Genomic DNA, 21,618 nt, shown 5'->3' with positions numbered 1-21,618 from the left:
CCTGGCCAGGAATGGTGGTGACAGACGCCGCGAGGAGGCCGCTACTTGCGCAGCAGCGTGCCCTCGAAGAAGAAGGCGAACGCGGCGGCGACGATGAGCCACGTCCACAGGGGTACGGGCGGGCGCTCCGCGTCCGCGCTCGAGGCCTTCACCGTCTCCTCGCCGAAGTGCGCGGAGAGCGCGTCCTGCGGCAGCCGGCTCAAGTCGCTCTCGGCAGGGTCGAGCGTCGCGGCGAAGGCCAGCGCGGGCACGGGCTTTCCATCCGCGCCCAGCACGGAGAACGTCCCCGGCTGCTCCACCGGACCCACGAGCACCGTGCCGTCCGGCTGCGCCTTGGCGGGCACCTCCGTGCCGTCCGGACCCTTCACCGCGGACACCGCCTGTGCGGCACCCTCGGGCCGCAGCGACAGCGTCTCGCCCACGCGCACCCGCTGCTCCTCTCGCTCCTCCAACGAGCCCGCCAGGTACGCGGCGAAGCGCTGCATCAGCGGCAGGAAGCTCGTGCGGATGGCGAAGTCGCTCCAGTCGCGGTCCACCGTGCTGGTGAAGAGCGCCACCCGGCCCTTGCCCCGCCGGGCCACGGCCACCGCCGGAGCACCGTCCTCATAGGTGGCCAGCACCTGGCTGGCGCCCTGGGCCGCGCCGCTCCCATCCGCCTCCAGCAGCATGTACCGGTAGAAGCGCGCCCCGACGAGACCCTCCTCGGCCTGGCCCGTGAAGGGCGCGAAGAGGGGAGTCTCGACGCGCACCTGGGCCAGCTTCGCGGCCTTCTCCTCCGCGTCCGGGTCGTCACGGTTCACGCTGGTGCGCACCAGCCGCAGGTTGCGCGGCAGCAGCGTGCCGATGCGCGTGTTGTACGCCTCGGGGTCCACGTGGTCGCCCATGCTGACGAAGAGGCCGCCGCCGTTCTCCACGAAGGCCCGCAGCTTCGCCGCCCCGCTCTCGTCAGGCGCCGGCACGTTCAGCAGGTACACGACGTCGTAGTTCGTGAACTCCTCGCGCCACCCGGCCTCGGCGTCGCGCACCGCCGCCTGCACCGGCGAGCCCGGGGCCGACAGCGCGGCCTCCATGAAGAAGGCCTCGTCCCGGTAGCGCGTGGCGTGCGGCTCTCCGTTCACCACCAGCGCCTTGAGCGGCCTCGGCACCGCGAGCACGAAGGCCCGCCGGTCGTCCTCGGCCAGCCCATCCGGCGTCAGGGTTCCGTGGCCAGACACCGTGCCGCCCTGCTGGAAGCGCACCGTCAGCGACTTCTGCGCCGTGCCGTTGGCGGGCACGTCCACGAAGCCCTTGCCCAGCGTGGTGTCGCCCGTGCGCACCGCCGCCTCCAGGTCCTTCAGGGGCGTCTCGCTGAAGTTCTTCACCGTGAAGGTGAACACGAAGGCGCGCGGACCCGCCTGCAGCGCGGGCTCCACCTTCAGGTCCACCAGCGCGTGGTTGGGCAGCGAGGCCTTCCCGTTGGCCGCGTCGCGCAGCACCACCTCGGGACGGATCGCCTCACCCGTGGGGCCCTTCACCGTCGGCGTCGGTGCCTCCAGGCGCATGGAGCCGGCCGTCAGGTCCGACACCACCACCAGGCGCTTGCCCGCCATGGGGTTCTCCTCCAGCGCTCGAGCCGCCATGTCCAGGCAACGCGACAGATCCGCCGCCGCGTACGTGGGCTGCGCCTCGTCGATCACCTGCCGCAGCTTGGACCGGTCGAAGGCCGGAGGCCCGGGTGGCTGGGCCGAGCCCGTGCACACCAGCACCGTCGCGGGCTCCTCGGGGCGCAGGTCCGCCAGCGCGTCACGCGCCTCGTCCCGGCCGCGCTCGAAGAGCGAGGTGCCGTCCGACCAGCGCATGGACAGCGACGCATCCAGCACGATGGCCGTGGCCGCCGGACCCTTCACCACCGCCGCCGCCTGTGCGTCCTGCTTCCACTCCGGCCGAGCCAGGGCCACCGGCAGCGCGAGCAGAATCAGGGTCCGCAGCGCGTACAGCAGCAGCCGCTTGAGCTTGAGCCGGCTGGCGGTGCGCTTCTGGCTGCGCAGCACGAAGGCCAGGGGCCCGAAGGGGTGGGGGCGGGGCCGCCGCCGGTCGAAGAGGTGGACGAGCAGCGGAATCAGCGCCGCCAGCGCGCCCAGCAGCATCCACGGATGGGCGAAGGTCACCGCCGCCTCCCGCGCCGGCCCAGGTAGCGCAGCAGCACCTCGTCCAGGCGCTCGTCAGTGCGTACCAGCTCGTAGTCCACGTCCGCCTCCGCGCAGGCCGACTTCACGTTCGCCAGGAAGGCGCCGAACTCCTCCAGGTAGCTCTGCTTGATTTCACGCGGGTTCACCTCGATGCGGCCCTCGCCCTCCATGTCGAGGAAGAGCGTGGGGTCATCGAAGGGGAAGGTGAGCTCGGCGGGGTCCACCAGGTGGAACACGGACACGTCGTTCTTGCGCTGCCGCAGGGCGAGAATCCGCTTGAGCGCGTCCTGGTTCTCGTCGAGGAAGTCGGACAGCACGACGACGGAGGAGCGGCGCGGGAGCACCTCGGCGAGGTGGTCCGCGGCGGAGATGAGGTTCGTCCCGCCGTTGGGCGAGGTGCGCTCGAGCGCGTCCAGCAGCACGTTGAGGTGGCCGGCGGAGGCGCGCGGGGGCACGTCCTGGAAGCGCCCCTGGGTCATGAGCGCGAGGCCGGCGGCGTCCTGCTGGCGCACCAGCAGGTAGCACAGCGCGCCGGCCAGGGTGGTGGCCACGTCCAGCTTGGAGAGCGCGCCGCTGCGGTAGCCCATGGAGGCGGAGGCATCCACGACCATGACGGCGCGCAGGTTCGTCTCGTGCTCGAAGCGCTTGACGTAGTACTTGTCGAACTTGCCGTAGGCCTTCCAGTCCAGGTGGCGCAGCTCGTCACCGGGCGCGTACTCCTTGTGCTCGGCGAACTCCACGCTCTGGCCCTGGTGGGGGCTCTTGTGGAGGCCGGAGAGCACCCCCTCCATCACCGCGCGGGCGCGCAGCTTCACGCCCTGCAGGCGGGCCAGCGTCTGGGAATCCAGCACCATGCCGGGGGGCTATCCCTTCACCAGCGAGACGAGCTGGTCCACCAGCTTCACCGAGGTGGTGCCCTCGCTCTCGGCGGTGAAGTTGGGCAGCACGCGGTGGCGCAGCACGGGGCGGGCCACGGCCTTCACGTCCTCCACCGAGGCCACGAAGCGCCCGTTGAGGATGGCGCGCGCCTTGGCCGCCAGCACCAGGTACTGGCTGGCGCGAGGGCCGGCGCCCCACGAGACGTTCTTCGCGATGAACTCCGGCACGCCCGGCTCCTTGGGCCGCGTGTGGCGCACCAGCTCCACCGCGTAGCGCACCACGTGGTCCGGCACCGGCACCCGGCGCACCAGCGCCTGCAGCGCGAGGATCTTCTCGGGCGAGAGGATCTTCTCCAACTGCGGCTGCGTGCCGCCGGTGGTGGACTTGACGATCTCCACCTCCTCCTCGGCGGTGGGGTAGCCCACGTCCACCAGGAACATGAAGCGGTCGAGCTGGGCCTCGGGCAGCGGGTAGGTGCCCTCCTGCTCGATGGGGTTCTGCGTGGCGAAGACGAGGAAGGGCAGCTCGAGCGGGTAGGTGCGGCCGCCGGCGGTGACGCGGTACTCCTGCATGGCCTGCAGCAGGGCGGCCTGCGTCTTGGGCGGGGTGCGGTTCACCTCGTCGGCGAGGATGATGTTGGCGAACAGCGGGCCCTTGAGGAAGCGGAAGGCGCGGTGCCCGGTGGCCTTGTCCTCCTCGAGGATGTCCGTGCCGGTGATGTCCGAGGGCATCAGGTCCGGCGTGAACTGGATGCGGTTGAAGGACAGGTTGAGGACGTCCGCCAGGGTGGAGATGAGCAGCGTCTTGGCCAGGCCGGGCACGCCGACGAAGAGGCAGTGGCCGCGGGCGAAGAGCGCGATGAGCAGGTGCTCCACCACGTCCCGCTGCCCGACGACGCGCTTCTCGATCTGCCCAAGGATTTGAGCTTTGGCCCGGGCGAGCTCCTCGACGGCCTTGAGGTCCTCGCTGGTGGCTTCCGGTACCGGCGGCGGGGCGATGGGGGCGGCGTTTTCCATGAGAAACGTTCTCTTAATCTCGGGCGGCGCGCGGACCAAGGGGTTCGCGTGGGGGCCGCGGCTCGAACGTGGGCTGCCAACCGTTCGGACACGGGGGTATTCCTGCCATCGGACGTTCGTCCGCTCCGGGACGAGGGGCGGCCGTCCCCCTGCCCCCCGGGGGGGCTCGGGTGACCCGTCCGCCTGGGGGGATGCCGCTGGGAATGCCCCCATTACCTTCCGCCGGTTCGTTTCTCCGGGTCGATCCGGCCGGGAGGGACGGTGGGGAGAGCAACATGCACCGAGAGTCTGGCGTACACACCAACCGTCTGTGGAAGGGCGTCCTGCCCACCGCGCTGCTGGCGCTGGCCGTGGGATGTGGAGGGACGGAGATGGACACCCCCGGGAGCGAGTCCGGGCAGCCTCCCGTCCAGACGACCGGGCCAGAGACTCCGGTCCCTGGTACCGGGCCGGTCGCCGGGGCTCCGGAGACGTCCGCGCCGAAGCCGGAGAAGGGGGCACCCACCCCCGGGAACTCCCAGCCCTCCTCCCGGTCCTGGTTCCACCGGCTCGGCGGGCCGCAGGACGACCTCGGGACTGCGCTGGCGGTGGCCCACACGGGAGACATCTCCATGGTGTGGCTCTCCACGCCGCGCGAGGACGGCGATCGCGAGTCCGTGCCCGGCCAGCGGCGCGGCCTCACGGTGGCCAAGTACGGCCCGGATGGGAAGGAGCGGTGGACGCGCGACTACTCGCGGATGCGCGTGGCCTCGCCATTGGTGGAGTCCTCGCCCACGGGGGAGGTCTTCCTCACCGGCAATGCCTTCCTGTACTCGTTGGACTTCGGCCTGGGCGAGGCCAATGACGGCTTCCTCGTGAAGTTCTCCGGGTCGGGAGAGCCCCTGTGGCAGCGGCGGGTGGGACAGAAGGTGTACGGGCTGGCGGCGGACGGCGAGGGTGGCGCGCTCGTCGCGGCCGAGGAGTGGACGCCCGAGGGCCACATCCCGGTGCTCGCCCACCATGATGCCCAGGGGGCCTACCGGTGGACGCGGCAGCTGGACCTGGTGGCCGACGGGACGGAGCTGTACGCGCTGGGGCACCTGCCCTCGGGCCGGGCGCTGCTCGCCGGGCGCCTGGTGGGCCCGCTCCGGGTGGATGGCCGGACCTTCGGCGCCGAGGGGAGCCAGGGCCTGGTGCTGCTCGCCTTCGATACGGATGGGCGCCTGGCGTGGGGCCGGGAGCTGCGGGGAGTGGACGGCCGCGTCACCGGGCTGAAGCCGGGTCCGGACGAGAGCGTGGCGCTGGTGGGGGAGTTCCGCGGCACGCTCTCCTGGGGCGGGAGGACGCTCACCGGTCCCGGGGCCTTCGTCCTCGCCGCGGGCCCGGAGGGGGCCGAGCGCTGGGCACAACCTCTCGCGTGCGGCGAGAACCCGGCGTCGCCCGTGGTGGCGGTGGATGACGCGGGCGGGGTGGTGGTGGCCTGTGGCGGCGTGCTGAGCATGTACGAGCCTGAGGGCACGCAGCGCGATCAACTCACGCTGTCTCCTGGCGAGTGCCCCGAGAGCAGCTGCCCGGTGACGAGCACCGCGCTGGGCTTCGTCCCGGGCCAGGGGTTCACGCTCGCCGGCTACCAGCGGCATGGCGCCCGGGCGGAGAACGCGTGGGATCAGGAAGCCTTCCTGCGGCTCCTCGTTCCCTGAGGCGCCTCTGGACTTTTGATTCCTCGGAAAGTTGGAACAACCTCCGGGGTCTCCGATTCGAGGTCCCTCCAGCGACGTTGCCTTCCGTTGGGGGCGGAGTCCGGGGCGAGCCATGTGCGCGCTTGTACGGTGCGCCGGGCAGGCAGGAGGGCGGAGGAGCGCGGAAAGACTTGAGCGGGAGGGAGGGACCCGCGACAGTCAGATTCATGGATCAGGATCGGCGCACGACGGATCGCAAGGCCGTGGGCCTGCTGGTGAAGCTGAAGCACACGGATATCAGCAGCTTCGTCGAGGAGTTCGCCGTCAACATCAGCCCCGGGGGCATGTTCATCCGCTCGCGCGAGCCGCAGCCGGTGGGCACGCCCGTGAAGTTCGAGGTGCGCATCGCCGAGGGGGTGCGGGTGATGAGGGGCGCGGCGGTGGTGCGGTGGGTGCGTCCGCCCGAGGACCTGTCCGGGCCTCCGGGGATGGGCATCCAGTTCACGGAGTTGGAGCCCGCCTCCCAGGCGCTCGTGGACCGGATGCTGCAGCGAAAGGGCGAGGCACAGGCGCAGGCGCAGGCGCAGGCTCAGCGGGCGCCGGCCAGGACGCCGCCGCCAGTGGCCATTCCGCCGGTCTCGCCGGTGAGGCCGTCGGCCGTGGTGCCGGTGGTGCCTCCGGTGCCGGGAATTCCCTCCGTGGCGCCGGTCAGCCCGGGGACGCCGATTCCCCGGCCCGTCTCCGCGGCCCGGCCGGTCGAGCCGCCCGCGCCTCCGCCACCGCCGCCGATCACCGCCGTCGACATCCCCATCGACGAGCTCGTCTTCAGCACGCCGCCTCCACCCGCCGCTCCCGCTCCCGCCGCGAAGCCGCCCGCGCGCCCGGTGGGAGGGGGGCAGGAGTTCGACTGGGACCTCTCGGCGGCGGCCATGCCCGGGCCCACGCCCCAGCCGGCCTCCCCCGCGCCCCAGCCTGCGCCCATCGCCCAGCGAGGGAGCGCGGTGGAGCTCGAACTGGAGGCCTCCGACGACGATGAGCCGCTCGAGTTCGCCCGGCCGGTGGCGGGGCAGTCCATGCGGAGGCCTCCGGCGAAGAAGCCCGCTCCGCCCGCCGCACCTGCCCCGGTAGCCCGTCCGGTGACCCCAGCCGCCGTTCCGGCTCCGGCCCCCGCGCCAATCTCCGCGCCGGCCGCGGCGAAGCCCGCCGCGCTGCCCCCCGAGCCCAAGAGCTCGCCGGGTCAGGTGCGCACCGTCTTCCTCACGCCGCCCACGAGCATCGAGGGCAAGGGCCCGGTCATCGGAATCGATCTGGGCACCACGAACTCGTGTGTGGCGGTGGTGACGAACAACAAGCCCACCGTGCTGCGCTCGCGCGAGGGCTACAACACCATTCCCTCGGTGGTGTCGCTCACGACGCAGGGCAAGCTGCTGGTGAGTCACCGCGCGAAGAGCCAGGTGTTGCTGCGTCCGGACCAGACCATCTACGGAGCGAAGCGGCTGGTGGGGAGGCCCTTCGACAGCGCGGTGGTGAACCAGGTGCGTGAGCGCTTCCACTACGAGATCGTCCCCGACGCGCGAGGCCGGGCGGCGGTGCGGATGGGGGAGCACGTGCTGTCGCTGGAGGAGGTGCAGGGCATCATCCTTCGCGAGTGCAAGGAGTTGGCGGAGCAGCACCTGGGGCAGAAGGTGGAGCGGGCGGTGGTGACGGTGCCGGCGTACTACTCGGAGCCGCAGCGCGAGGCGGTGAGGCGGGCGGGGTGGATGGCGGGGCTGAAGGTGGAGCGCATCCTGAACGAGCCGACGTCGGCGGCGCTGGCGTACGGGCTGAACCGGGAGATGGCGAAGAAGGTGCTCGTCTACGACATGGGAGGCGGCACGTTCGACGCGACGATCCTGCGCATCGACGGGAACGTGTTCGAGGTGCTGTCCACGGGAGGAGACATCTTCCTGGGGGGCATGGACTTCGACAGCATCCTGGTGGACCTGTTGCTGGAGCGCTTCCAGCAGCAGGAGAAGGTGGCGTTCCAGGGAGACCGGATCGCGCTGTCGCGGGTGACGGACGCGGCGGAGCGGGCGAAGGTAGCGCTCTCGGAGAGCAGCACGTACGAGGTCCACATCCCGATGCTGATGATGGGCGAGGGGGGACAGCCGCACGACCTGCACGTGACGCTCACGCGCGCGGAGATGGAGAGGGCGTGCATGCCGCTGGTGATGCGCACGCTGGACGTGGTGCGGGACGTGCTGTTGGACGCGAAGCTACGGCCTGGGGAGATCGACGACATCCTGCTGGTGGGAGGACAGAGCCGGATGCCGTTGGTGAGGGAGAAGCTGAAGGAGGTGTTCGGCAAGCCGCCGCATGCGGGGGTGAACACGGACGAGGCGGTGGCGTTGGGCGCGGCGCTGTACTCGAGCGCGGTGGACAAGGTGAGCAGCGTGGTGCTCATCGACGTGCTGCCGATGACGATCGGGGTGGCGATGCCGGGAGGGGGGTTCACGCGGGTCATCGAGAGGAACACGCCGTTGCCGGCGCAGCGTTCGTTCGCGATCTCCACGACGCGAGACAACGAAGAGGTGATGGAGCTGTCCATCTTCCAGGGAGAGGACAACCACATCTCGGCGAACGAGTACCTGGGGACGGTGAGGCTGGAGGGATTGCCGAAGGGGCCGAAGGGGTCGGTGAGGGTAGCGGTGACGCTGCGGCTGGATTCGGAGTGCGTGCTGCACGTGAACGCGCTGGAGTACTCGACGCGGAAGGAGATGAAGGCGACGTTGGCGACGCGCTACACGCCGGAGGAGCTGAGGCAGAGGCTGAACGTGGCGTCGGACGCGGCGAGAGCGGCGGAGGAGCGTCGAGGGCAGGATCTGAAGGAGCGTTCGGGGCGATTCTGGGGCTTCCTGAAGAAGGTCGTGGGAAAGGGCTGAGCCCAGCCGCCCAACAACCCCCCAACAACCCCTCTCCCTCTGGGAGAGGGACGGGGTGAGGGTAAATCGAATCCCAGGTTGAGCCTGTCGCGTGAAGCCGGGTCCTACACGGTCACGTGTGTCACCGAGCCAGGCCCACCATGCGCAACTGGCGCGCTGATGAGTCAGCCTCTCTTGGAGGGATCGACCGGAAGCTGACCGAGCTCCAGCGCGCGCTCGTGCACCGCGCGTACCGCTGCGCTCATCGCCTCGCGGACGCCCGCGCTGTCGAGCACCTTCAAGCCGGCCAGAGTCGCGCCACCGGGGCTCGTGACCTGCTGGCGCAGGGCGGCCGGGGACTCCTGGGTGCGATGCAGCAGCTCCAGGCTTCCGCGCATGCTCTCCACGGTCGCCAGGGTGGCCTGATCGCGGGGCAGCCCCAGGGCGACGCCGGCGTCGATGAACGCCTCGATCAGAAGAAAGACGAAAGCGGGCATGGGCCCGGCGAGGCCCGTCGCGAGCTCCACGCCGGCCTCGGCGGCGACTTCCACCTCGGTGCCGAGTGCGCCCAGCAGTGAGCGGACGCGCAGCAGAGCCGGCTTGCCGAGGCCCGGGCTCGCGATCCAGAAGGTGACCGCCATGCGGACGCGCGCGGGGGTGTTTGGCATTGCGCGAACGACGAGCGGGTGTCCGAGCCCCTCGCACAGGGTCTGAAGGCGCGCGCCCGCGATGATGCTGACGACGAGGGTGTCGCTCGGGAGCCGCCCGTGCAACTGCTGAAGGACGGCACCCAGGTGTTGCGGCTTCACGGCCAGCACGACGAGCTCCGCGGCTGCCGCCGCGAGGTTGTCCGCGGTCACCTGGACGCCATGCCGCTCGCGGAGCACACGGCGACGCTCCTCGTTCACCTCTCCGACGAGGATCGTGCCGGGTGCGGCCAAGCCCCCCTCGGTGACGGCCGCGATCAACGCCTCGGCCATCACACCACCGCCGATGAAGCCCAGGGCGGGTCTCTGCGAGGGCACAGCTTCAATCGGATCGGCCGTCATGGCGAGGCTCAGGGGGAATTGGGGCGGATGAGTCCCTTCACGATTCTACCGGACTCGACGTCGGCCAGGGCCTGATTGACCTCGTCGAGGCCGTAGATGCGGCTGACCATGTGTTCCCAGCCCTTGCCACCGGCGACCTTCGCGCCGTGCCGGTCGAGGATGCGAAGCATGCGGTAGAAGTGGCTGAAGTCCACGCCCCACACGCCGCGGATCTCGATGTGCTTCCGATTGATTTCGGTGTGGGGGTTGATCCCCACCTCGCCGTGATCGGTGTAGTGCCCGACGATCACGTAGCGCCCGCCGTCGCGGGTCATGTGGATTCCGTCCTTGACCGCCGCGGGAGCGCCGGTGGCCTCGATCGTGACGTCCACACCGCGTCCATCGGTGAGCGCGAGAACGCGATCCACGTGGCTGTTGGAACCCGTTGCGTCGAGCGAGATGGCCTCATCGACCCCGAACTCTCGGGCCATCGTGAGCCGCACCTCGTGACGGTCGACGATATAGACCGCGCCCGCGCCAGACAGGAGGGACAGGACGGCCGCGCTCAGCCCGACCGGACCCGCACCCTGGACCAGCACGCGATCCCCGAGCTTGATGCGCGCCGTGTCGACGGCGTGGATGGCGGTCGGCAGCGCGCAGCCGCCTGCGATCACCCGCTCCGCCTTGAGCGTCGGCGGAACTTCGAGAATGGAGACCCCGGGCTTGAGGTAGATGAGCTGCGACCAGCCGCCGTACAGACCTTCCTTCGCCGAGTAGGTGACGCCGTAGACGCGCCGTGAAGGGCAGCGGTTCGGCATCTTGGCGACCAGGCAGAACCAGCAGGCGTTGCAGGTCTCGACGACGTCGAGGAACGTGACCGTGGACCCGATGCGCACGGGCCGGCCGTCGACATCGCGCGGCTCGCCGCGCACGTCCAGGACCTTTCCGACGGAGACGTGGCCGGGGATGATCGGGTAGGGCACACCGGCGAGCCGGCTGTGTGACAGGTGAACGTCAGTCCCGCATACCTCGGAGAAGATCGTCTCGAGCAGGACCCCGCCCGGCTCGAGCTCGGGTGCGGAGAAGCGCTGGAGTTCAACGGGGCGGTCAGCGCCGTGCATGACCGCCGCAGTGCAGAAGTGGGGTGCGCTCACGACCAGAGAACAATCCTGCCGTCGGGGAGGGTGCCGATCGCCGAGGTCACGGTGGTGCGACGACCGCCGCTCGGATCGACCTCGTGGAAGTTCCGCGTATTGAAGATGTACACGTCGCCCTTCGTGGGCTTCAAAGTGTACTTCTTCGCGCCCTCGACGACCGAGCGCTGGTACCCGTACGTGCCCGGCACCTTGAGGGTTTCATCCGCGGATGTCCATGCGCGATCATAGACGTACGTCTTGCCAGGGCTCACCGGGTCGAGCTCGAGGTAGAGGTTCCAGGCGAGCTGTGACTGGACCTGTGCCACCCACCACTCCGGTTGCTCGGCGGGGGCGAAGTCGATGTGGAGCAGCGTCCCATTCTCGATGCGGCGGATGAGGCCCGCGCAGTAGGTACCGTGCTTTGGATCGGCGGCGACCTGGACCGGCACCCCGAGCGCCTGACGCAACCGGCTCATCAAGCGCTCGACCGGAGAGAATGATTGCGCGAAGATCTCGCCCTGGAGCGCCTGGAAGCCCTTGGCCTTCTCGAAGTAGCCCGAGACGTCCGAGCCGTTGTGCTCGAACACCGTCACGCCAATCCGGTCGATCGGCGGCACGACCTTCTCATACGATTGGAATCCAATCACCTGCGCCCGCTCGACGAGACGGTTGCACTCCTCCGGCGTGGCGAAGCCGCGAATGACAACCGCGGGGATCTCGTGTCGAAGGAGCCGCTGCCAGGAGTCCCGGTCAAGCTCTTGGGCAGCGAGAACATCCCAAGAGGAGTCGCGCGCGACCGGCGAAAGATTTCTCATGCTCGAAGAGGACATAACAAGGACGATGGTAGTCGTTAAGAATTGATGTTGGAAACCTAACCATACGGTCAGAACGTAGGTCAAGTCTCAACTGAGAGACGCAGGAGAAGCTCGCGCTATTCCTGGCCCTTGAGATTGGCGTCAGTCGGGGCGCTGCTCATTCTTTCTCGGCGATATAGCGCTCGCCGAGGAAGGTCCGCAGCATGTCGTTCGCCCCCTCGATGATCTCGAGGACCTTCGAATCGCGAAAGTGACGGGCGACGGGGGTGCGCGAGCTGCAGCCGACTGCCCCGAGCAACTCGACGGCGCGCGCCGCCGTGCGCGCGCTGCCGGCCGAGGCGAAGAGCTTGGCCGCCATCAGCCGCTGCGGAGCGTCGCCGTCACGCCGCGCCAGGGCGGCAGTGGCGGCGAGCACCAGCGCCTGCGACGCTTCGAGCTGGAGCCGCATGTCGCAGATGGCGCTGCGAACGCTGGGTTCGTCGCCGAGCGTACCGCGCGACGTCCGCCGCTCGCTGACATGTCGGATGGTCGCGGTAAGACAGGCACGCTGAGCACCGCAGCTCGCCCATGCAATGCACAGGCGCCCCTGATTCAATGCGTCGAGCGCCACCATGCTGAGGCCGAAGCCAGGGCGGCCGACGAGCCGCTGCGCGGGGACCTGGCAGGCATCGAAGCGAAGCGTCGCGAGACGCGCCGCACGGAATCCGAGCATCCCGTCGACCGGTTCGATCCCGACACCGGGGGAGCCAGCCTCGACGATGCAGGCACAGGGTCCGCGTGCGCTACGGGCGAAGACCAGGAACACGCCAGCGTCGCGGCCGAAGGAGATCCATGTCTTGGCCCCGGACACCGTGACGGAATCGGTCGCCAACGTCGCTTCAGTGCTGATGGCACTGATGTCGGTGCCGGCGCCGGGCTCGGACAGCCCGAACGCGCCGATCACTTCGCCTCGAGCGAGGCGGGGCAGCAGTTGCTGCTTCAAATGCGTTCCACCGAATCGCTCGACCGCGTGAATCACCATCGAATGCACGGTGAGCAGGCTGGCGAGGGAAGCACTGGTTGCCCCGACGGCTTCGGCCAGGAGGCCGAGGCCAAGCGGGTCGAGCCCGCCACCGCCTGCCGCCTTGGAGGCCAGCCCTCCGAGCAGACCTCGAGCCGCGAAGCCAGCGATGACCCCTTCGGGGATGCGTCCGGCCTCGTCCCAGGTTTCGGCGTCAGCGGCGCCGAGCTCCGTGAGCGCCGTCTGGAAGCCATGCCACTGTGCTTTTCGCGCCGGATCGAGATCGCAGAGTCCCAGGTCATCCTCCTACGCACCGGCTCACGCCGGACGCTGGCGAACATACCGTTTCCGAAGCGAGACCGACAAGTATGACGAGGGCAACTTCGATGGCGCATGGCCCCGCGTTCGATGTGCCGCGGAGCGGTGTCAGGCGTTCGTTGCACACCCCGAGGAGCTCGCGACCGTGCACGGCGGGCAGATACCTTGAATGACGAAATGTCAAGTTGTCAGATAGCCGTGAGTTGAGCTAGTTAACCCATCGCCGATGATAAGGCGACGAGACGCGACCGTACAAAGTCGTCGTCACTCACGAAGAGTCGTTTCCATCCGCGCGCACCTGGAGATGAATGAATGATGGTCGAGGGCGAAGCCGGCCAAGGCGAGAGCACTGCGGGCACGGGCTTGGAGGTGGCGATCATCGGCATGTCAGGCCGCTTTCCTGGTGCTCGCGGTCTCGACGAGCTGTGGCGGAACCTGTGCGACGGCGTCGAGTCGATCACGTTCTTCGGGGCTGACGCGCTCAAGCGCGCCGGTACCGATGCCGAGCTCATGGCGCAGCCGGGCTTCGTCAGCGCCAAGGGCGTCCTGCAGGACATCGAAAGCTTCGACGCCGAGTTCTTCGGCTACACAGATGCCGAGGCGGAGCGGATGGACCCGCAGATCCGCCTCTTCCACCAATGCGTCTGGGAGGCGATCGAGGCCGCCGGCTATGACCCCGGGCGCACTCCCCAGGCCATCGGCCTGTTCGCTGGCGCGAGCCCGAATCTGCGCTGGCAGCTGTTGACCGCATTGGCCGGCGCGAGTGGCGCCGCCGAGTCGATGGCCGCGCAGCAGCTCTCCGATCGCGACTACCTCTGCTCGCTCGTCGCCTACCGCCTCGGTCTTCGCGGCCCGGTCTATCAGGTCCAGACGGCTTGCTCGACGTCGCTGGTGGCGATCCACCTCGCCTGCCAGGCGCTCCTCGGTGGCGAATGCAAGCTCGCCGTCGCCGGCGGCGTCTCCGTGACGCTGCCGCAGGTCAGCGGGTACGTGCATGAACCCGGCATGGTGTTGTCGATCGATGGCCACTGCCGCCCGTTCGACGCGAGCTCGTCGGGTACCGTCGAAGGCAACGCCTGTGGCGTCGTCGTGCTCAAGCTGCTCGAGGATGCCGTGCGTGATGGTGACACCATCCACGCCGTGATCCGGGGCACGGCCACCAACAACGATGGCGCCGACAAGGTGGGTTACACCGCGCCCAGCGTCGAGGGGCAGGCGCGCGTCATCCGTGCCGCCTACGACTTCGCCGGCATCGAGCCGTCGTCGGTGGATTACATCGAGACGCACGGAACGGCGACGGCGCTGGGCGATCCGATCGAGATCGAGGCCTTGCGTCTGGTCTTCGGCGACGCTGCTGGTGGCCGCTGCGGGCTCGGCTCGATCAAGGCCAACATCGGCCATACCGATGCGGCCGCGGGCGTCGCTGGCCTGATCAAGACGGTGCTTTGCCTCAAGCACGCGATGCTTCCGCCGACCGTGCATTTCAAGCGCCCGAACCCCAAGATTGCGTTTGCCGGCACGCCGTTCTACGTCGTTTCCCAGCTGTCCGCCTGGGAGCGTCGGGACGGGCAGCCGCGGCGCGCTGGGGTCAGCTCGTTCGGCATCGGTGGGACGAACGCCCACGTGGTGCTCGAAGAAGCGCCCCCGCCAACGCCCCGGGTCGCCAGCGGCCGTTCGTGGCACGTTCTGCCCGTGAGCGGCCGGACACGGCAATCCGTGGGCGAGATTGGCTCGCGGCTCGCCGAGGCACTGGGGCAACGCCCCGACGCGGCCCTCGCCGATGTCGCGTACACGCTGCAAATGGGCCGCAAGGCTCAACGCTGGCGCGAAGCGATCGTTTGCGACAGCCTCGACACGGCGCGACGGCGTCTCGAGTCTCTCGCCGCGGAGGGCTCCGCCGCCGAGGTGCCGCTCGGGGATCGGCGCGTCGTGTGGATGTTCTCCGGGCAAGGCTCCCAGTACGTCGGCATGGGACGAGGGCTGGACGCCAATGAGCCGGTCTTCCATCGCGAGCTGGCGTATTGCTTCGAGCAGCTACGCGCCACCTGCGGGATGGATCTTCGCGATGCGCTCTATCCATCCGGCGGACGGGCTCTGCCGCTCGACCGGCAGGACGTGTCTCAGCCGCTGATCTTCAGCTTCGAGTATGCGCTGGCCAGGCTTCTTGGGCACTACGGCATCCGGTCCCAGGCCATGATCGGCTACAGCTTCGGTGAATACGTCGCGGCCTGCCTCGCGGGCGTCTTCTCGCTCGAGGACGCGCTGCGATTGGTGGCCCTGCGCGGCCGGCTGATGCAGGAGGCGCCGCCGGGCGCGATGGTGAGCGTCGCGCTGACCGAGGAGGAGCTCGCGCCGTTGCTGGGCCCGGACCTGTCGCTGGCCGTCGCCAACGGTCCGTCGTGCATCGTCGCCGGCTCGACCACGGCGATCGCGGGCTTCGAGCGCGAGATGCGGCGGCGCGGCCAGCTGCCGATGCGGCTCTCCATGGCCTATGCCGGGCACTCCGCGGTGCTCGATCACCTCATGAGCCCGTTTGCCGAGCTGCTCGAGCAGGTGAAGCTGGCGCCGCCGAGTACGCCGTACATCTCGAGCCTGACGGGGACCTGGATCACGCCCCAGGAGGCAACGTCGCGGGCCTACTGGATGCAGCAGATGCGCGGCACCGTGCGCTTCGCCAAGGGCATCGCGACACTGACCGCGGATCCGGCGACGCTCTTCGTCGAGCTCGGACCGGGACGCGACCTCGTGGGGCTCGCCGCGCGGTTCGTCGGCGAGGCGAGCGACGAGCGGCTCTTCAGTTTGATCCAACACCGCGAGAGCCGGGTTGACGACACGCAGTACTTCACCAACGTCCTGGCCCAGCTCTGGAAGCGTGGCGTCGACGTCGACTGGGAGCGCATGCACCCGGAAGGCACGCGAGGTCGCGTGTCGCTGCCGACCTATCCCTTCGCGCAGACCCGTTACGCGATCGACGATGCCGAGCACGAGCGCATTCTGCGCGGGGCCTCGGCGCCGCGGGAAGCGTCGCTGAAGAAGCATCGGGATCCGGCGGCATGGTTCTATCTACCTGCCTGGCGGCGCGCCGCTACCCTTGCCCCAGCGCCTGCGGCGTCCGGGCGGCGCGTGTTCGTCGCCTGCGGCGGGTGCGGCGTCGACGAGCGCCTGGCGGCGGCCCTGCGTGGTGTGGGCGCCGACGTGGTTTGCGCCCCGGAGGAGCCCGGCTCGGCCCTCGCGACGCTCGCGAAGCGGGGTTGGCAGCCGGACGTCGTGCTCTATCTGGGGGCGCTCGCGGCGCCGCCTTGTTCGGGCGTCGAGGACTTCCTGGCGCGTCAGGAACAGGTCACGCAGAGCCTGGTCCTGTTGGCGCAAAAAGCCAGCCAGGGTTTGCGCGGCCAGCCTCTCGAGCTGGTCGTGCTGACGAGCGGCGCCGTCGAGGTCACCGGGGGTGAGCCGCTCGCTCCGGAGCAGGCTGCGACGGCGGCGGTCTGCCGCGTGCTGGCGCAGGAGATGCCCGGCCTGGTTTGCCGCCACGTCGATGTGGACGACATCGAGAAGCCCGCGAGCATCGCGGCGATCGCGGGCGAGGTCATGGCCGTCGACGCCGAGGTGCAGTGCGCCTATCGGTACGGGTTGCGGTGGCTCCCGGGCTACGAGCGAATGGATGCCCGAGCCCGGCCGGACGAGGCTCGTCTTGGTGCCAGGCTGAGGACGCACGGCGTCTATCTGATTACCGGCGGCACGGGCGGAGTCGGCCTGCTCCTCGCTCGCCATCTGGCGAAGAGTTGCAAGGCCCGCCTCGTCCTCGTCGCGCGCGGCGAGAGGACGGCGGCCGTTGACGCCGCCATCCGTCAGATGGAGGCGGACGGTGCCGAGGTCATGGTCGCCCGCGCCGACGTTGGCGACAGAGCGGCGCTGCACGCCGTCATCGCGGAGGCGAAGAAGCGCTTCGGTGATGTGCACGGCGTCGTGCACGCGGCCGGCACGGTGCGCGGCGATTCGTTCCGCTCGCTCGGAGCACTGCGGCGGACGGACTGGGCAACGCAGGTTCGCGCCAAGGTGGCCGGCACCGAAGCGTTGGCCCACGTACTCGCGGGGCAGAAGCTGGACTTCGTGCTGCTCATGTCCTCCATCTCGACCGTGTTGGGCGGCCTGGGGTTCGGAGCCTACGCCGCGGTCAATGCTTATCTGGATGTGTTTGCGATCCAGGCGCGGCGTGGTGGCGCCCCCTGGCTGAGCGTTGCCTGGGACGGTTGGGATGTCGCCGCGGATGCAGCGGATGGCAGCAAGGTCGGCGCTACGCTCGCGGCGCTGGCAATGAACGAGTCGGAAGGCGCCGCCGCCTTCCGGCATGCGCTCGCCTTCGACATCGCGCATCTGGTGCATTCCACCGGCGATCTGGAGCTGCGCTTGGCTCAATGGGTGCGCAAGAACGCGTCCAAGGACGATGCTCCCGACGCGGCGCCGCAGCGGGCCGCGCGGCCGCGGCCGGCGCTCGTCACCAGCTTCGTGCCGCCACGCGACGACCTCGAGGGGGAGATCGCGGGGCTATGGCAGGCGCTGCTCGGCTACTCCTCGCTCGGCGTGAACGATGAGTTTCTCGAATTGGGCGGTGACTCGCTGAAGGCCATTCGCTTGTGCTCCAAGTTGCGCGAGCGCTTTGGCGTCGTTTTGCCGCTCGAGGAGCTCTTCAAGCGTACGACCATCGCCTTGCAGGCCGACGCCGTCCGCTCCGCGAAGGTCGAGGGAGTCGGCGCTGCCGTGCTCGAGCCCGCCCCATCGGCGGACGCCTATCCGCTGGCGTCGGCGCAGCGCCGGCTGTTCTTCCTGGCGCGTCTGTCGCCTGAGCAGACGACCTACAATACGCCGGCGGCGTTTCATCTCAGGGGGGTCCTCGACCTGCGGCGCCTGGAGGAGGTCTTCAACACGCTCGTGGAGCGCCACGAGAGCCTGCGCACGTCGTTCCACGAAGTCGACGGTGTGCCCGTGCAGAAGGTCGCGGCGCACGTCCCCTTCGCCGTGCGCTATCACGAGGCCTGGCCCGAAGGGACGCCATTCGAGTCGCTCATCCGGCCGTTCGACCTCGGCGTCGCTCCGCTGTTGCGTGTCGACGTCATCCGGCTCGCGGCCGAGCACCACGTGCTGTTCGTGGACGTCCACCACATCGCCGTCGACGGCACGTCGTTGGCGGTGCTCGTTCGCGAATTCATGGCGCTCTATGGCGGCGAGCGGCTCGCACCCCTGCAACTGCAATTCAAGGACTACGCGGTGTGGAGCACGGGTCCGGCGGGGCGTAGGGACCATGACCGCCTCGCCGCCTATTGGCGCGGCGTCTTCGCGGAGGAGAGTGCCGCCATCGATCTGCCGACCGACATGCCGCGTCCGCCAACGGCCGGGGGCCCTGGATCGCGGCTGGTCCACTATTTCGATGCGGAGACCACCGCCGCCTTGAAGGCGTTCGCGCAGCAGGAGCGCGTCACGCTCTACATGGTCATGCTGTCGTTGATCAACGTGCTCGTCTCGCGCCTGACGGGCAGCGAGGATGTCGTCCTCGGAACGCCGGTGGTCGGCCGCCGGCACGCCGAGCTCGAGGGCGTGGTCGGCATGTTCGTCAACACGCTGGCGCTGCGGAATGCGCCGCGCCGCCGCCTGCCATTCAGGACGTTCCTCGAGGCGGTGCGGGCGGGGACGCTCGCGAGCTTCGAGCATCAGGACTACCCCTTCGAGGATCTCACCTCCGCGCTTGGCGTGAATGGGAAGCTGAGCCGCAATCCGATCTTCGACATCATGTTCTCGCTCGAGAACATGGAGATCGCGGCGCTCGAGGTGCCGGGAATGAGGCTCGAGTCCTGCTCCATCGAGCCCGGTGTCTCCAAGTTCGACCTGACCTTCGTCGCACGGGAGGATCAGGGCCGTCTGCTCCTCCTCGTCGAATACCGGACCGATCTGTTCCGGGCCACGACGGTCCAACGCTTCATCGACTGCCTCGACCGGCTGTGCGCCGGTGTGCTCGCGGACCCGACGGCGACCCTCGCCGAGCTGCCGATGCTCGACGACGGGGAGCTGAAGAAGCTGCGCGCCTTCGAGACCGGCCCCGTTGATCCACCGCCAGCCGTCACGGTCGCGGCGCTGTTCGCGGAAAAGGCGCGAAGCGCTCCCGAGTCGATCGCCATCGTCGGTTACACGCCCGAGGGCGAGCAGACGCTCACCTACGGTGAGCTCGAGCGCCGCTCCAATCGGCTCGCGCGCACGTTGCAGGCGCACGGCGTACGCGCCGATGTCATCGTCGGTTTGATCGCCGAGCGCACGCCCGCCACCATCGTCGGAATGCTCGCGATCCTCAAGGCGGGTGGCGCCTACCTGCCGGTGGCGCCCGATCTGCCGGAGGCACGGCAGCAGTTCATGCTCGAGGACAGCGGCGCGCGGCTCGTGCTCGGCGAGGGACTGGTAACGAGTGCCCGGCCCGGCGTTACGACGATCGATCTCGCCGCCATGGAGGGCTGGGACGCGGACGCCACGCCGCTACCTCCAGCGAGCGGGCCCGACAACCTGCTCTACGTCATCTACACCTCGGGCTCGACGGGGATGCCGAAGGGCGTGATGATCGAGCACAAGACGGGCGTCAATCTGATCCGCCATCAGCTCGGGCGCACGCCGGTGGACTTCGGGCGTGTGCTGCAGTTCGCGATGCTGAGCTTCGACGTATCGTTCCAGGAGATTTTCTCGGCGTTGCTGAGCGGTGGCACGCTGTACCTGGTCGACAGCACGACGCGCGGCGATCTGCCGCGGCTCTTGGGTGTCGTGGCCCGCTACGGCATCCCAACGCTGTATCTGCCGACGGCGCTGCTCGTGATGATGAGCGGCGACGCCGCGATGCTCGAGTGGGTGCCCGCCTGCGTGCGTGACATCATCGTTGCCGGCGAGGCGTTGACCGTCAACGAGCGGCTGCGACAGTTCCTGCGCACGCGTGGCATCCGGCTGCACAACCATTACGGTCCGTCGGAGACGCACGTCGGGACGCTGATCGACTTCGCGCCTGACGCGCCGATCGCCGCCAGGCCGTCGATCGGCCGGCCAGTCGCCAACGGGCGCGTTTACGTGCTCGATGCCGAGGGGAAGCAGCAGCCGGTCGGCGCGTTGGGCGAGCTCGTCATCGCGGGAACACCGGTCGGCCGTGGCTACGTCGGACACGCCGCGGCGAGTGGTGGCGACCGCTTCATCGCCGATCCCTTCCATGCCGGCGAGCGCGCCTATCGGACGGGCGATCTCGCTCGCTGGCTCGAAGATGGCACGCTCGATTTCGTTGGGCGCGCCGATGGGCAGGTCAAGATCCGCGGCTACCGCATCGAGCTTGGCGAGGTCCAAACGGCGCTCGCCGCTTGCGCCGGCGTGCGCCACAGCGTCGTCGTCGCGATGCCGGGCGGTCAAAATGGTAGGCAGCTCGTGGCCTACGTCGTCGCCGACCCCGCCGTGTCGCTCGAGCCCGGAGCGCTGCGCGCGCAGCTGCTGCGTGTCCTGCCTGGCTACATGGTTCCGACGATCTTCGTCCCGATGGCGGCCTTGCCGCTCACGCCGACCGGCAAGGTCGACCGCAGAGCGCTGCCGCCTCCGGATCCGAGCGCTGGCCGCCGCGCACGCGTGCCGCCGCGCACGCCGACCGAGCGCAAACTGGCGGAGATCTGGGCGGCGACGCTGCAGGTGCAAGAGGTCGACACGCACGACAACTTCTTCGATCTCGGTGGCGATTCACTGCGCAGCATCCAGGTCGTCAGCCGCGCGCGGCAGCAGGGGCTCGAGCTCGACGTCGGGGACGTCTTCGAGCATCAGACCCTCGAGGCCCTGGCCCATGCGGTCGATGCTCGGTTGCCCGCGCTACAACCCCCCGTGTCGCTCGCGACTGGCGTTGGCCGCCGGCCGACGGTGCGTCTCCTTCAGAGTGGGGATGATGGCTCGGCGCCCATCGTGCTCGTGCATGCGGTCCAGGGAACGGTCTTCAGTTATTACCCGCTCGCCCGAGCCTTGAAGGGGCGGCACGTCCTGGCGATCGAGTCTCCGTTCATCGAGGATCCATCGATGCCGATGGAGAGCCTGGGCGAGCTCGCGGTCCGCTACGTCGACGCCCTGCGCGACGTCCTGGACGGCCGGCCCTGGTGGCTCGGCGGCTGGTCGATGGGTGGAATCATCGCGCTCGAGATGCTGCGTTACATGCGCGAGCGGCGCCTGGTGGAGCCATCCGGGCTGCTCCTCATCGATTCCTGGCTTCCCGAGGAAGCGCGCCGGCTCATGGCTGGAGTCGAGGAGCCCTCGGAAGAGGATGAGCGGCTCGGGTTCCTGGCAACCCTTGGCATCTCCGATGCCGTGAACGACCCCTACCTGCAGGCGCAGACTGATGTGAACGGAAGCCTCTTCCGTACCTACCGGAGAAACCGGGTGCTGTTCGAAACGTGGAATGTCGCCCCATTGCCGGTACGCGGGCTCCACGCCTGGGCCGGTGGTCAGCCGCCTGACGACGCGGCGGCCAATCTACGCCGCTGGCGTACAGTCACCGGAGGCGGATTGACCGAAGTGAGGATGGTGGGGGACCACAACGGCATCGTCAGCGCAGAAGGCGTTGGCGCTCTCGCGGCGGCGATGGAGGACTACATGCAGATGCCGCTACGGGATGAGCGAACCGGCAGCTAGAGCGCTCCAGTTTCGGCACGG

10 protein-coding genes and 1 pseudogene are annotated in these 21,618 nt (G+C 69.3%); 3 read left to right on the top strand and 8 right to left on the bottom strand.

Going from position 1 to position 21,618, the window contains the following annotated elements; genetic code table 11:
- Positions 1 to 41 precede the first annotated feature (41 nt).
- The 3 genes from NR810_RS15875 to NR810_RS15865 are packed head-to-tail and all read right to left on the bottom strand — an operon-like array spanning position 42 to position 4,063.
- Positions 42 to 2,147: a BatA domain-containing protein gene (locus tag NR810_RS15875; protein WP_257453450.1), complete on the bottom strand. Its 2,106-nt coding sequence runs from the start codon at positions 2,145 to 2,147 to the stop codon at positions 42 to 44.
- Entirely contained in the window at positions 2,144 to 3,022 is an 879-nt protein-coding gene (locus NR810_RS15870; protein ID WP_257453449.1) for a DUF58 domain-containing protein, read from the bottom strand. The genes NR810_RS15875 and NR810_RS15870 overlap by 4 nt, the downstream gene beginning before the upstream one ends.
- Positions 3,023 to 3,031: 9 nt before the next feature.
- On the bottom strand, positions 3,032 to 4,063 hold the full coding sequence (locus NR810_RS15865) for an AAA family ATPase (RefSeq protein ID WP_257453448.1): 1,032 nt from the start codon (positions 4,061 to 4,063) through the stop codon (positions 3,032 to 3,034).
- Between the two features lie 275 nt (positions 4,064 to 4,338).
- Here NR810_RS15865 and NR810_RS15860 point away from each other — a divergent pair, with 275 nt between their 5' ends.
- Together NR810_RS15860 and NR810_RS15855 are read left to right on the top strand one after the other, a co-directional pair.
- Complete coding sequence (locus NR810_RS15860) at positions 4,339 to 5,742, top strand: hypothetical protein (protein WP_257453447.1); 1,404 nt, start codon at positions 4,339 to 4,341, stop codon at positions 5,740 to 5,742.
- A gap of 206 nt (positions 5,743 to 5,948) precedes the next feature.
- Entirely contained in the window at positions 5,949 to 8,642 is a 2,694-nt protein-coding gene (locus tag NR810_RS15855; protein WP_257453446.1) for a TIGR02266 family protein, read from the top strand.
- A gap of 164 nt (positions 8,643 to 8,806) precedes the next feature.
- On the opposite strand, the gene proC is transcribed toward NR810_RS15855, so the two are convergent.
- From proC to NR810_RS52810, 5 genes and pseudogenes are all read right to left on the bottom strand, one after another.
- Complete coding sequence (gene proC, locus NR810_RS15850) at positions 8,807 to 9,670, bottom strand: pyrroline-5-carboxylate reductase (protein ID WP_257453445.1); 864 nt, start codon at positions 9,668 to 9,670, stop codon at positions 8,807 to 8,809.
- A gap of 8 nt (positions 9,671 to 9,678) precedes the next feature.
- Positions 9,679 to 10,803 carry a zinc-binding dehydrogenase gene (locus NR810_RS15845; RefSeq protein ID WP_257453444.1) on the bottom strand — a complete coding sequence of 375 codons (1,125 nt, stop codon included), beginning with the start codon at positions 10,801 to 10,803 and terminating at the stop codon, positions 9,679 to 9,681.
- Positions 10,800 to 11,600: a 2OG-Fe(II)-dependent halogenase WelO5 family protein gene (locus NR810_RS15840; RefSeq protein ID WP_407653788.1), complete on the bottom strand. Its 801-nt coding sequence runs from the start codon at positions 11,598 to 11,600 to the stop codon at positions 10,800 to 10,802. Before NR810_RS15840 ends, NR810_RS15845 begins: the two co-directional genes overlap by 4 nt.
- A 157-nt stretch (positions 11,601 to 11,757) precedes the next feature.
- Positions 11,758 to 12,582, bottom strand: a complete 825-nt coding sequence (locus NR810_RS15835; protein ID WP_257453442.1) for an acyl-CoA dehydrogenase family protein — start codon at positions 12,580 to 12,582, stop codon at positions 11,758 to 11,760.
- 21 nt (positions 12,583 to 12,603) lie between these two features.
- Positions 12,604 to 12,771 (bottom strand): annotated as a pseudogene (locus NR810_RS52810) (acyl-CoA dehydrogenase family protein); the annotation flags it as partial.
- Positions 12,772 to 13,230: 459 nt separating this feature from the next.
- Here NR810_RS52810 and NR810_RS15825 point away from each other — a divergent pair.
- Entirely contained in the window at positions 13,231 to 21,597 is an 8,367-nt protein-coding gene (locus NR810_RS15825) for a non-ribosomal peptide synthetase/type I polyketide synthase (protein ID WP_257453440.1), read from the top strand.
- Positions 21,598 to 21,618 lie beyond the last annotated feature (21 nt).

Source organism: Archangium lipolyticum, from assembly GCF_024623785.1.
Taxonomy (GTDB): domain Bacteria; phylum Myxococcota; class Myxococcia; order Myxococcales; family Myxococcaceae; genus Archangium; species Archangium lipolyticum.
This window is presented reverse-complemented; position numbering and strand designations above follow the sequence as displayed.